General features: G+C 73.3%; 11 protein-coding genes. 4 read left to right on the top strand and 7 right to left on the bottom strand.

The features are described from left to right. Window positions 1-217 precede the first annotated feature (217 nt). A complete protein-coding gene (locus tag ACLQ2R_RS16505; protein WP_425960425.1) occupies window positions 218-745 on the top strand; it encodes an ATP-binding protein in 528 nt (175 codons plus the stop codon). Here the strand turns inward: ACLQ2R_RS16505 and ACLQ2R_RS16500 are convergent. Together ACLQ2R_RS16500 and ACLQ2R_RS16495 are read right to left on the bottom strand one after the other, a co-directional pair. After that, a complete protein-coding gene (locus ACLQ2R_RS16500) occupies window positions 632-2,080 on the bottom strand; it encodes a WS/DGAT/MGAT family O-acyltransferase (protein WP_425960424.1) in 1,449 nt (482 codons plus the stop codon). The genes ACLQ2R_RS16505 and ACLQ2R_RS16500 overlap by 114 nt on opposite strands. 191 nt (window positions 2,081-2,271) lie before the next feature. Beyond that, entirely contained in the window at window positions 2,272-3,342 is a 1,071-nt protein-coding gene (locus ACLQ2R_RS16495; RefSeq protein ID WP_425960422.1) for a PucR family transcriptional regulator, read from the bottom strand. A 164-nt stretch (window positions 3,343-3,506) separates the two neighbouring features. Between ACLQ2R_RS16495 and ACLQ2R_RS16490 the strand changes: the two genes are divergently transcribed. Then, window positions 3,507-4,811 carry a serine hydroxymethyltransferase gene (locus ACLQ2R_RS16490; protein WP_425960475.1) on the top strand — a complete coding sequence of 435 codons (1,305 nt, stop codon included), beginning with the start codon at window positions 3,507-3,509 and terminating at the stop codon, window positions 4,809-4,811. A gap of 199 nt (window positions 4,812-5,010) precedes the next feature. Here the strand turns inward: ACLQ2R_RS16490 and ACLQ2R_RS16485 are convergent, their stop codons facing one another. Then, window positions 5,011-6,111: an NADH:flavin oxidoreductase/NADH oxidase gene (locus ACLQ2R_RS16485; protein ID WP_425960420.1), complete on the bottom strand. Its 1,101-nt coding sequence runs from the start codon at window positions 6,109-6,111 to the stop codon at window positions 5,011-5,013. 158 nt (window positions 6,112-6,269) lie between these two features. On the opposite strand from ACLQ2R_RS16485, the gene ACLQ2R_RS16480 reads away from it, so the two are divergent. Continuing rightward, window positions 6,270-6,638, top strand: coding sequence for an ArsR/SmtB family transcription factor (locus ACLQ2R_RS16480; protein ID WP_425960418.1), 369 nt, complete (start codon window positions 6,270-6,272; stop codon window positions 6,636-6,638). Between the two features lie 110 nt (window positions 6,639-6,748). On the opposite strand, the gene ACLQ2R_RS16475 is transcribed toward ACLQ2R_RS16480, so the two are convergent. Together ACLQ2R_RS16475 and ACLQ2R_RS16470 are read right to left on the bottom strand one after the other, a co-directional pair. Further along, complete coding sequence (locus tag ACLQ2R_RS16475) at window positions 6,749-8,017, bottom strand: CU044_5270 family protein (RefSeq protein WP_425960416.1); 1,269 nt, start codon at window positions 8,015-8,017, stop codon at window positions 6,749-6,751. Then, window positions 8,010-8,612, bottom strand: coding sequence for an RNA polymerase sigma factor (locus tag ACLQ2R_RS16470; RefSeq protein ID WP_425960414.1), 603 nt, complete (start codon window positions 8,610-8,612; stop codon window positions 8,010-8,012). The genes ACLQ2R_RS16475 and ACLQ2R_RS16470 overlap by 8 nt, the downstream gene beginning before the upstream one ends. A gap of 233 nt (window positions 8,613-8,845) precedes the next feature. On the opposite strand from ACLQ2R_RS16470, the gene ACLQ2R_RS16465 reads away from it, so the two are divergent. Next, window positions 8,846-9,064 carry a DUF2277 domain-containing protein gene (locus ACLQ2R_RS16465; RefSeq protein WP_425960412.1) on the top strand — a complete coding sequence of 73 codons (219 nt, stop codon included), beginning with the start codon at window positions 8,846-8,848 and terminating at the stop codon, window positions 9,062-9,064. Window positions 9,065-9,318: 254 nt separating this feature from the next. Here ACLQ2R_RS16465 and ACLQ2R_RS16460 read toward each other — a convergent pair whose 3' ends face one another. Together ACLQ2R_RS16460 and ACLQ2R_RS16455 are read right to left on the bottom strand one after the other, a co-directional pair. Further along, window positions 9,319-9,489 (bottom strand): hypothetical protein, encoded by a 171-nt coding sequence (locus tag ACLQ2R_RS16460; protein WP_425960411.1) that lies wholly within the window; start codon window positions 9,487-9,489, stop codon window positions 9,319-9,321. A gap of 211 nt (window positions 9,490-9,700) precedes the next feature. Next, window positions 9,701-11,773, bottom strand: a complete 2,073-nt coding sequence (locus ACLQ2R_RS16455; protein WP_425960409.1) for a Xaa-Pro dipeptidyl-peptidase — start codon at window positions 11,771-11,773, stop codon at window positions 9,701-9,703. Between the last annotated feature and the right edge of the window lie 76 nt (window positions 11,774-11,849).

Below are 11,849 nucleotides of genomic sequence, written 5' to 3'. Positions count from 1 at the left end.
GGCGGCGCCGCCGCGCCGGCCGGGCCCCGCCCCCCCCCCCCCCCCCCCCCCCCCCCCCCCCGCCGCCGTTCGCGCCCCCGCCGTTCGTGACCGGTGCCGTTCGGGGTGGGCGCCGTTCGGGGGAGGCACTGTTCGCGGGGGGTGCCGTCGCCGTTTCAGGTTTGGAGCGGACGTGCGGGGCAAGTGCCTTGGCAACCGGCTGTGAAAGGAGGGGACCGTGGAAGCCACCATCGCGTTGCGTCTGCCGCGTGACGCCGCGAGTGTTCCCGTCATCAGGCAACTTCTCGACTCCTCGCTGCAGGCCCTGGGCGTGGTTCCCGAGATCCGCGAGGACATCCAGCTCATGCTTTCGGAGGCGTGTTCCAACGTCATCCAGCACGCCACCCCCAGCGACGACTACATGGTCAGCACCGAGCTGTCCGGGGAACGGTGCGTGATCAAGGTCGTGGACGCCGGCAACGGCTTCGACTTCGGCGGCGCCTCCTCCCCCTCCCCCACCTCGGAACACGGCAGGGGGCTGCTGATCATGCAGGCCCTGGCCGACGACATCCGCTTCGTCAACCGGCGTGAGAAGGGCTCGATCGTCTGCCTGGAGAAGGCGCTGCGCTTCGTCGACGACGCTCCCGGGCTGTCACTGCTGCTCAACGAGGAGCTTGAGCTCGACGAGGGCGTCGGCCAGGTAGTCGGTGACCGTCCACACGTCGGGGACCATCTCACGGCAGGCGACCACGCCGACGTCAAGTGAGCCGTCGTAGGAGAAGACCGTGATGTTCAGCCCCCCGCTGGCGTCGGTCACCACCGAGACCGGGTGGTACGCCAGCAGCCGGGCGCCGCTGATGTAGAGCGGGAGCTGCGGGCCCGGCACGTTGGAGATCAGCACGTTGATCGGGCCCGCGCTCTCGGCGAAGAGGTTGAAGGCGGCGCGCGAGGCCAGCCCGGTCAGCGCGGACGGCATCATGTCGCTCATCTGCTGGAGCCAGCGTGCCGGGGCGAGCGAGGAACGGTCCTTGATCAGCCGCATCGCGTCGCGGACCGCCATCAGGCGCTCCAGCGGGTCGGCCACCTGGGTGGCCAGCGTGGTGATCATGATCGTGACCTGGTTGCCGGTCCTGCGGTCCCCGGGGGTGCGCAGCGAGAACGGCACCCCGGCGACGAGCGGCTGGTCGGGCAGCGCGCCGCGCTTGAGCAGCCACTGGCGCAGCGCTCCGGCGCACAGGGCCATCACCACGTCGTTCACGGTGACGCCGAGGGCGTTCTTGACGAGCTTGACGTCCTCCAGCGGCAGGGTGGTGAAGGCGAACCGGCGGTGCGCGCTGATCCTGCCGCTGAACGGGGTCCGGGGGACGACCATGCGGGGCATCGCGGGCACCTCGGTGGCGCCGGCCACCAGGCCGACCAGGTGGCGGGTGACCCGCGAGATCGTCCGGGCGCCGGGCATCTGGGAGACCAGGGGGATCTCGTCCAGGTGCGGGATCGCGTCCGCCAGGAAGCGCACCGTGTTGGCCGGGTTGACCACGGCCTTGGCGATGCCCCGGGCGAGCATCTCCCGCGTGTCGATCGTCTCCTCCACCTCCCCCTCGTCCTCGCCCGGCGCCGGCGGCTCGGGCTCGGCGGGCTCGGGGGAGGTGTCCAGCAGGCCGGCCAGCACGTCGGCGCCGGTGACGCCGTCGACCGCGGCGTGGTGGACCTTCATGTACAGGGCCGTACGGTCCCCGGACAGGCCGTGGATCAGGTACATCTCCCACAACGGCAGCCGCCGGTCCAGCCGGCGGGCGTGCAGCCTGGCCACCTGCTCCCCGAGCTGCTCGTCGCTGCCCGGCGCGGGCAGCGCGAGCTCGCGCACGTGGTAGTCCAGGTCGACCGCGGGCTCGTCGGTCCAGTAGGGGTGGTCCAGGCCGAGCGGGACGGGCACCAGGCGCATCCGGAAGGGCGCCGCCAGGTGGAGCCTGCGGGCCAGCAGCGCCACCAGGTCGTCGCGCGACAGCCCGCCCGACAGGATCGCCAGTCCCCCGATGTTCGCGACGTTCGTCGAGGTCTCGAAATTCAGGAACTGCGTGTCCACCGCGTTGAGCTGCCGCACCGTCTACCTCCGGGAAGTCGTCCTCCCATCGTGCTCCCGCGAGGTCGTCAGGGCCAGTCCGGCGAGCGCGACGAGCACGAGCACCGAAACCGTGACCAGCGACAGAGGGATGAGAGCGAACACGACGAGAACGGTCATGATCTCATTGATCAACTGCGACACCGGGGAGCCCTGCCCGGATCGGCCTGTCGCTACACCGCGTTCCAGCGCCCGAGCTTCAGCGCGAGATGGAGTTCTAACCTGTGGGTTCCGTTCTTGAGGTCGCGGTCGGCCAGTTGCTCGATCCTGGCGAGCCGGTAGTAGAGGCTGGTGCGGTGCAGGTGGAGCAGCCGGGCGGTCTCCTGGGCGTCTCCCCCGCTGTCGAGGTAGGTCTCCAGCGTGACGACGAGCCCGGGGTGCTCGCGCAGCGCCTCCAGCGGGCCGCCGGGCCGGTCCTGCGGGTCGGTCGGCGGGTCGGACAGCAGCCGGTACACGCCCAGGTCCGGCCAGCGGGCCACGGGCCCCAGCGCCGGTTCGGCCGCGGCGGCCCTGGCCGCGACGAGCGCCTCGCGGTGCGCGCGGGCGGTCCGGTCCAGCCCGGGGTGGGGTGCGCTGATCCCGGCGCCCGCGCCGGTCCGCACCACCAGCCGCTCCCCCAGCGCCACCGCGTCCTCTCCCCGGTTGAGCAGCAGCACGGCGTGCCGGTCCAGCATCGTGAACGCGGGCGGGCGGAGCGTCCTGGCCAGCTCCGCGCTCACCGCCTCGCGCAGGCCCACCGGCTCCCCCCGGAGCACCAGGACGCGCAGCGGCCCCTCACCCAGGACGCCGGCCGCGCGCCGCACGCCGATCTCGCCGGTGATGAGGTGGGCCAGGGTGTGCGAGCTGCCGCCGTCGTCGAGCAGGGCGGCGATCGCGGCGGCGTCGCGGACGGTCCTGGCGCGTTCCTGCGGGCTCAGCGGGCCGTCGCCCTCGATGACCCACAGGTAGCCGACCCGCCGCTCCTGGTGCAGCAGCGGCACGCAGAGCCGGCCCACCATGCCCAGGGCGGCGTTCTCCGGGACGCGGACCGGCTCGCGTGCCCCGATCACGCCGTGCGCCTCCTGCCAGGCGTTCACCTCCGCCGGGACCGACCGCGACAGGATGGCGTGTGCCCTGACCGGGTCGGCGTCGCCGTGGTGGGCGCTGTGCGCGACGACGCGGCCCTCCAGGTCGTCCACGGACATGCCCCGGCCCACCGCGGCCGCCAGCGACTCCAGCAGGTCCTGAACATCGTCCGCGATCATGCTTTTATCCTACAGATGTAGGAAGGATCTCCACCGACGCGACGATGACTGTCCACCGCATGCACCGTAGCGTCACAGTATTCGTTTCCGGAAGCCGTACCGCGAGGGCCCGGAGGCGCGTCCGTGAGAGCCGCCCGGCGGCCCGGTGGGAGGAGACCCCCTTGGTGGAGCGCAGCCGCGTCGCCCCGTGGGCCCCGCCCCGGGCGCAGCTGCGCCTGGCCGAGCTGGAGTCGGAGGTGTCCGGGCTGGGCCTGGACGCGGTGAACCGGCTGGTCGACGCGGTGCTGGCCGAGCACCGGGGCCGCCTCGACGAGGACGGCGTGGTCCTGTACGCGGGCACCAACACGATGAGCGAGCGGGCCAGGGCCGCCCACGAGATCTCCATGGGATGCCGCCCGTCGATGGGCTGGCCCGGTGACAAGTACCAGACCGGCCTGGACGAGCTGGACGTGCTGGAGGTGCTCGTCCCGCTGCAGGTCGCCGCGCTGATGGGCGGCGAGTTCGCCGAGGTGCGGCTGCAGAGCGCCACCCTGGCCAACCTGGCCTGCTACAGCGCGTTCACCTCCCCCGGCGACACGATCGCGGTGCTGCCCGAGGACGCCGGGGGCCACGCCGTCCAGCACGCGCGGGCCGTCGCCGGCATCCGGGGGCTGCGGACCGCCGACCTGCCCTACGACGCCGCGCGGCTCGACGTCGACCACGACGCGCTGCCGACCTTCCTGCGCGAGCACCGGCCCGCGCTGGTGGTGGTCGGGGCGGGCCTGATGCTGTTCCCGTACGACGTCGGGCGGATCCGGGCGGCCTGCGACGAGGTCGGCGCCCTGCTGGTGTACGACGCCTCGCACGTGGCGGGCCTGATCGCGGGCGGCCGGTTCCAGCGCCCGCTCGCGGAGGGCGCGCACCTGCTGACCATGTCCACCTACACCTCCTTCGGCGGCCCGCCGGGGGCGGCCGTGGTGACGCGCGACGAGGGGCTCGCCAGCCGGGTGTCGGCGGCGGCCTACCCGGGCCTGACCGCCAACTACGACGCCTCCCGTCTCGCGCCGCTGGCCGTCGTGGCCGCCGAGCACGCCGCGGGCGGTCCCGTCTACGCCGACCGCTGCCTCGCCAACGCCCTGGCGCTGGCCTCGGCGCTGGAGGCGGAGGGCTTCGGCGTCTTCGCCGCCGGGCGGGGCTGGACCGCCTCGCACCACGTGGCGGTGGACGCCGCCGCGTTCGGCGGCGGGGACGCGGCCGCCAGGCTGCTGGCCGAGGGCGGCGTCTACCTCAGCGGCATCGGCCTGCCCGGCCAGCCTCGTACCGAGCCCATGCGGGGCCTGCGGATCGGCACCCAGGAGGTGACCCGGCGCGGTTTCCGCCCGGACTCCATGGGCGCGGTCGCGGCCCTGATGCGCCGCCTGCTGATCGACGGCCAGGCGCCCTCCCTGGTGCTCCGGGACGCGATCGCCCTGCGCCACGCCACCCCCTGATCCCGGACCGGCCCGCTCGACCCCCGGAGGCCCGCCTCCCGGCGGGCCGGTCCGACTTCCCCCGCCGTTCCCCGGGACGGCGGACCGGCCCCGCCCCCGTGACGGGCCGGCCCGTCGTTCCCCGCGCGGCGGACCGGCCCGCGTCCCCCTGACGGGCCGGTCCGCTCCCCCTGCCCCGGCCGCGGGAGGGCGGGACGGGTCAGAACGCCCGGTGGTACTGGTCGGGCCGGCGTACGGCGGCCGGGGCCAGCTCGCGGGCGGCGAGGTTGGGCCAGTAGGGGTTGCGCAGCAGCTCGCGGCCGAGCAGGACGGCGTCGGCCCGGCCGGAGGCGATGATCTCCTCGGCCTGCCGGGGGTCGGTGATCTCCCCGACGGCCGCGACCGGCAGATCCGTCTCGGCCTTCACGCGGGCCGCGAACGGCACCTGGTAGCCGGGGCCGGTGGTGATGCGCACCTTGGGGACGTTGCCTCCGGAGGAGACGTCGAGGAGGTCGACGCCGTGGGCGAGCAGGTCCTTGGCGAGGCGGACGGTGTCGTCGACGCTCCAGCCCTCGCGCTCGTCGGCGGGGTTCTCGGCCAGCCAGTCGGTGGCCGACACGCGGAAGAGGACGGGAAGCTCCTCGGGCCAGACCGCGCGTACCGCGTCGACGACCCGGAGCGCGAACCGCGTGCGGTTCTCGTAGGAGCCCCCGTAGGCGTCGGTCCGGTGGTTGCTGAACGGTGAGAGGAACTGGCCGATCAGGTAGCCGTGCGCGCCGTGGATCTCGGCCACCCGGAAGCCCGCGGCCAGGGCCCGCCGCGCGGCGGCGGCGAAGGACTCCACGAGGCGGTCGATGCCGTCGGCGTCCAGCTCCGCGGGGAGGTGGTGGCCGTCGGCGAAGGGGATCGGGCTCGGCGCGACCGGCTGCCAGCCGTTCTCGCCCGCACCGGTGGGCCCGCCGCCCTGCCAGGGGCTGCGGGTCGACGCCTTGCGCCCGGCGTGCGCGAGCTGGACGGCGGGAACGGCGCCGTACTCGGTCAGGAAACGGGCGACGCGGGCGAACGCCTCCTGCTGGCGGTCGTTCCACAGGCCGAGGTCGGCCGGGCTGATGCGGCCCTCCGGCGTCACCGCGGTGGCCTCGGTCATGACGAGCCCGGCGCCGCCCACCGCGCGGGCGCCCAGGTGGACCAGGTGCCAGTCGGTCGGCGCTCCCTGCTCCGGTCCTTCCTCCGCCGCGCAGTACTGGCACATCGGGGACATCCAGATCCGGTTGGGGACGGTGAGGCTGCGCAACGTCAGGGGCTCGAACAGGGCGCTCACGGCCGTACTCCTTCTCACGCGGGGGCGTCGGGGCGATGCGAGGTGGTGGGGGCGGGCGCCCCGGCTCACACTCATACGATAAACGACGTACTACGATAGATGTCAAACTACGATCGTTCTCGTACAATCGGGATCACGAACGAGATGAGGGAGACCGCGTGCCGACCGCCCCCGTCAGAGCCCTGGAACACCCCGCCCCCGAGGAGATCACGCTGGAGGGCGTGCTGCACGCCCTGTCCGACCCGACGCGCCTGCGTATCGTGCGTTTCCTGTGGCCGCTGGAGGAGAACGAGGGCGCCCCCTGCTCGGCGATCGAACTGGAGATCACCAAGTCGACCACCACCCATCACTACCGGGTGCTGCGCGAAGCCGGCGTGATCAGTCAGGTCTATCGCGGCACCGCCAAGATGAACGCGCTGCGCCGCCGCGACCTGGCCGCGCTCTTTCCCGGCCTGCTGGATGCGATCCTGACCGCCGACGCGGCCCGGCACGAGCGCGAGGACCGGCCCGCGCGCTCCCCCGCGTGACCCCGGCCGGGGCTTCCGGCGCCTGTCCGGCCGGTACCGCCGTGATCCGGAGACCACCGAGAGGGCGGCCCGCGCGCCACCGATCCCCTCGGCACGGATCGGTGAGCGGCTCAGTCCGTCCGCGCGAACGGCCCCGGCCGCTCGTCGGTCCAGCCGATCGTCCGGTACGAGGTGGAGTGGCTGATCTCCACCTGCCGCCCGTCCGCGAGGCTGGTCACGTACGTCTGTATGTCGGCGAGGGGCAGGCCGGTGCCGGGATCGACCACGAAACGGAAATCGCTGAACACGCCGGGCCCCACCTCGGCCCGGTAGCCGAGCGCCTGCCCGCGCCGGCCCAGCGGGTCCGTGACCTCCCCCTCGGCCCGCATGCCGGGCAGGGACGCGAGGACCCGGTAGGCGGAGGCACGAGCCTCGGGTGACACCGGCAGGGTGCCGATGATGTTCATGCAGGCCGCTCGCACGAGGCGGTCCATGTCCTTCTCCCAGCCCGGCGCGACATCCGGGTCCGCCGTCAGCCGCCGGGTGATGCGCTCCTCCAGGTAGGCCCGGAGCCTGACGGGCTCGCCCGGGATCGCGCGCACCTCCTTCCAGGTGATCGGTCCCGTCGCCAGGTCGCCGGCCACGCCCTTCCACGCGCCGCGAAGCCGCTCGGCGACCGGCTCGCCCGCCGTCGCCTTCAGTGGCTCTCTCGGGACGCTGAACAGCTCCCCCCCGAGGTTCGGGTCGGGGTAGCTCCAGCTGTCGGGCGAGCCCGCGGCCCGCCAGGCCGCCTCGTCCTGCGGGGTCGCGGGCCTGGCGCCGAGATACCGCCGGGTGCGCCAGCTCTGCAGATCCGGCCGTTTGGCCAGCCACAGCTCCCCGGAAACGCTTTTCTCGATCACATAGCCGCGGGTGGGGTCGGTCAGCATCGACCGTCCGGCCGTCTCGATACGCCAGTAGTCACCGTCCGAACGGGTCCGCTCCGTGGCGACGGCGGCGGCGGCGGCGAGCAGGATCTTCTGGGCGGTCGGTCCGGCCGTCGCGGAGACCGACGTGCCCGGCCGGGGTACGAGGAGGGTCGTGTCGCCGGGCAGGATCGCGGGGGCGGCGACCGCCACCGCGGCGGCCGCGGCCAGGCCCAGCCCGGCGCCGACCAGCCTGTTCCTCCGGCCGCGCCGCCTCCTCGGCACGAGGTGCGGGCTGTCGGCCGTAGCGTCGGCCGTACTGTCGGCCGGGCCGCCGGCCGTGGTGCTCGCGGCCACTTCGGCGAGCAGCCGGGCGCGGCCCTCCACGACCGTGCCGAGCGAGGGTTCGTGAGATCCCAGCAGGTCGCGTACGGCGGTCACGTGGCGCGGCTCGACCGGATGCCGGAAGTCCCGGTCGTCGTTCGGCTCATCCATCGGATCCTCCAGATTCAGCGGTGATGTCGATGTCGTCCAGCGCCGCGCGCAGCTTTCTGCGCACCCGGTTGAGCCGGGAGGCCACGGTCCCCGAGGGGATCTCCAGTGTCCGCGCGATCTCCTCGTAGCTGAGGTCCCCGTACGCGACGAGAAACAGCACGTCCCGGTCACCGGCGGGGAGCCGGCCGAGCTCCGTGGCGAGGTGACGCCGTGCGGCCGCGGCGCTCACCCGCGCGGCCACCCGGTCGGCGTGCTCGCCCTCGGCGGGGTCCTCCACCGGCACCCTGGCCAGCGCCTCCAGCCTCCGGGTCTCGCCGCGGCGGTGGTCCGCGAGAAGGTTGGTGGCGATTCCGTACAACCAGTGGCGTACCACGCCACGATCGGGATCGAAGCCGTGCCGCTTGCGGAACGCGACCAGGAAGGTCTCGGAGGCCAGATCGTCGGCGGCGTGCGGTCCGACCCGCGCGGCGACATAACGGTAGATGTCGCCGAAGTAGCGGTCGTACAGCGCGGCGAAGGACTCGGGCCGATGCCGCGACTGCTCGATGAGCACGGCGTCGTCAAGTCTCCCCGGCGAATCGGGGGGAGCGGTCATCCGCATGGTGTCCCTTCTTTCGGATACACCATTACTCCGTCGCAGGGCCGGTTCGACTTCACGGCCGGGCGATGACGACGCCGACACCCGGTTCGGACCGGCCGTGAAGGACACCGGGGAGACCGGGGGAATCCGGGGATCGGGGCGGCCGGGGGCCGGGGGCCGGGGCGGAAGCCCGCACGCCAGGGCAAGGTGGCGGGCGGATCGTCGGTGGCGCGCAGTACGGTCCTGGCATGTGCCGGAGTATCAAGACCCTTCGTGAGCCCTACATCAGCGACGTGACCGAGGACGACGTGCGAGCCGCGGCGCTCCAGTACGTCCGGAAGATCTCGGGGTTCCGTGCCCCGTCGGCGCGCAACGCCGAGGCCTTCGACAGAGCCGTGGAGGAGGTGGCCGCCGCCACCAGGACCCTCCTCGGCGACCTGCGGCTGAAGCAGGTCTCCCGGGACTGACCGCAACTGACCGGGACCGGGCGGGACCGTGCGGGACCTCGCACGACAGGGTTCCGGACGACGGCGCCCGGGACACCGGGGTTCTTGGACGACCGGGGCCCCGGCCCCCGGGCCGAAACGCCACGGCCCGGCAGGCGCGGAGGCATGCCGGGCGGTGAACGGTCACTTCGGGCGCGCGGGACCGGAGCCCGGGACCGAGGCCCGGGGCCGGTCACACCCGCCCGGGCACGGCGCCGGTCACCCGGGCGTGCCGGTCAGTGGCGCGTGTTCGAGGAGCTGAAGAGCCGGCTCACGAACATCACCACCACGCCCACCAGGCCGATGATCAGCGCCCACTTGAGGAGCGTGAACAGGAAGCCCAGAACCGAGCCCAGCAGGAAAAAGGCGATCACCACGGCCGCCACGATCAACAGAATTCGTCCCATGCACTCCACGCTAGGCCCCGCCGCCGTCCGGCGGCAGGGCCCGGCGCCGATGTCAGGGACAAGCCAGGGTTCTCCCTCAGAGGGGCCCCGGGCCCGCCGGACGGCCGGACTCCGGCCACGGACCGGACTCCGGCCACGGACCGACCACCGGCCGGGGTCCGGCCGCCGGTCGGGGACCCCGGCCGGGCTCCGATCCTCGGCCGGGCGATCCTCAGCCGAGGTCCGGCCGGCCGCCGACGAGCGGCAGCCGCACCGAGCTCCGGCCGGGCTCGACCGAGACGCCGGTGCCCGGGGGCAGCCGCAGAGTGAAGTCCCGGTCGGTGGAGAGCAGCACGACGCCGATGCGGTGACCGGCCTTGAACACGTGGTCGTTCGGCTGGAGGTCGAGGCGGAAGTCGTAGAAGCGGCCCTCGTTCAGCAGCTCGGTGCGGGCGGCGGAGTGGCGGTTGCGGACGTCGATCCAGCCCCTTGTGATGATCTTGTAGGGGGCGGTCACCGTGACGTGCTCGGCCAGCCGCGCGCACCCGGTGTCGCCGGTCACGCCCTGGCCGTAGCAGACCGGGGTGTCGCCGTAGACGACGTCGCCGTACGCGCGGGCGTCGGTGCCGTAGTCCACCAGCAGTGCCGTCAGGTAGGGCGAGCGCCCGCCCTTGAACGCGGCCCGGACCGAGATCTCGGGCGTGCCCGACAGGCGCGTGTCCCTGGCCAGCGGGGCCGAGAGGTAGGCCAGGCGGTTGGGATCGACGGCCTCGGCGTTCTCGGCGAGCTGCTCGGCGGTACGGGTGCTCTGGTCGACGAAGGACTCGGCGGCGCGGTCGGAGGAGCGGCGCGGGCCCAGGGTGCCGTTGCGGCCGCCGGAGCCGGGTGCCAGGTGGAGCCGGACGTCCCGGGTGCCGGGCAGCGGCCAGGAGGCGTGCTGCGACCACTGGCCCGGCCCGGACTCCACGTCGGCCTGCGGCTCGTTCATGATGCCGTTGCGCAGGCCGTACAGGTGGAAGTCGAACCATCGGTGCAACTGGCGCAGCCACTCGGCGTTGCGCCCGGCGTAGGAGAACGGGTTGAAGTGGCCGCCCTGGTGGAGCCAGATCTTGCGGGGCACGTTCCGCTTCGCCAGGGCGTCCCACCACTGCACGGCCTGCTTGGTCTTGACGTTCCAGTCGTTGAGGCCGTGCACCAGGAAGACGGCCGCGCGGACCTTGCGCACGTCGCCCAGGTAGTTGCGCCGGTCCCAGAAGTCGGAGTAGTCGCCGGTGACGCGGTCCTGGTCGCGTTCGATCGCGTCGACGGTCGCGCCGCAGGCCTTCTGCGCGTCCGCGCGGGTCAGTACGTAGCGGGCCAGCACGTCGGCGTCCTCGCCCTGGTAGCCGCCGGGGGCCAGCACGCCGCCGCCCGCGCGGTAGTAGTCGTACCAGGAGGAGATGGCGGCGATCGGCACGATCGCCTTGAGGCCCTTGACGCCGGTGGCGGCGACCGCGTTGGGCAGCGTGCCGTTGTAGGAGACGCCGATCATGCCGACGTTCCCGGTGGACCAGCCGGCCTTGACCTCCTTGCCGGTCGCGTCGAAGGCGCGGGCGCGGCCGTTGAGCCAGTCGATCGCGGCCTTGGGGCCCGCGGTCTCGTTCGGCAGGCCGGTCGTGGGGCAGCCGGTCGCCCGTCCCGAGCCGAGGTTCTCCACCAGCGCGACCGCGTAGCCGCGCGGCACGAAGTAGTTGTCGTAGTAGCCCCGGAAGGGCGGCGCCTCGGCGCGGGCCACGTCGAGGCCGTCGACGCCGAACATCTCGTCGCGCAGGTCGTTGAACTTGTTGCGCCGGTACTCCATGCCCGCGGGGTCGGAGCCGTCGAGGTCGACGACGTGGTTGGGCACGTCGTTGCCGCCCGCGTAGTAGGGGCTCGCCTCCATGACGACGGGGACCTTGAGGCCGGAGGCGGTCTCCTTGGGCCGCATGATGTCGACCGCCACCCGGTCGGGCAGCCCGTCGGCGTCGCTGTCGACCCCGGCGACCTCCACGAACACCGTCTCGGTCAGCGCGTCGGCGCGCGAGTAGACCGGCTGGGTCTCCCCGTCACGGACCGGGGACGCCGTGCCGGCCGGCGCGTTCGCGGGGGGCGCGGCCGCGGACGACGTCGCCGCGGGTGGCGGAACGGCGGGCGGCGGATCGGCCGGCGACGCGACGGCGGGCGGGGGGTCGGCGGGTGACGCGACGGCGGGCGACGCGACGACCGGGAACATCGCGAGCGGCAGGGCCGCCACCGTCGCGACGACGATCGTCTTCCATCTGTTCATCAGGAAGGCTCCGAGAAGGTAGCTGGAAGTCTGACTACTCCGGTCAATCTCCTTCGAAGCAATCTTGACCTGCAAG

Source organism: Streptosporangium sp. DT93, assembly GCF_049844535.1.
In the GTDB taxonomy this organism is placed as follows: domain Bacteria; phylum Actinomycetota; class Actinomycetes; order Streptosporangiales; family Streptosporangiaceae; genus Streptosporangium.
The sequence above is the reverse complement of the archived record's forward strand: the minus strand, read 5'-3'. Positions and strand labels throughout refer to the sequence as shown.

Bases quoted from the DNA above. Each gene is read 5' to 3' on its own strand.
- ACLQ2R_RS16475 (WP_425960416.1), bottom strand. From the start codon at position 8,017: ATGGATGAGCCGAACGACGACCGGGACTTCCGGCATCCGGTCGAGCCG.
- ACLQ2R_RS16470 (WP_425960414.1), bottom strand. From the start codon at position 8,612: ATGACCGCTCCCCCCGATTCGCCGGGGAGACTTGACGACGCCGTGCTC.
- ACLQ2R_RS16495 (WP_425960422.1), bottom strand. From the start codon at position 3,342: ATGATCGCGGACGATGTTCAGGACCTGCTGGAGTCGCTGGCGGCCGCG.
- ACLQ2R_RS16465 (WP_425960412.1), top strand. From the start codon at position 8,846: ATGTGCCGGAGTATCAAGACCCTTCGTGAGCCCTACATCAGCGACGTG.
- ACLQ2R_RS16455 (WP_425960409.1), bottom strand. From the start codon at position 11,773: ATGAACAGATGGAAGACGATCGTCGTCGCGACGGTGGCGGCCCTGCCG.
- ACLQ2R_RS16460 (WP_425960411.1), bottom strand. From the start codon at position 9,489: ATGGGACGAATTCTGTTGATCGTGGCGGCCGTGGTGATCGCCTTTTTC.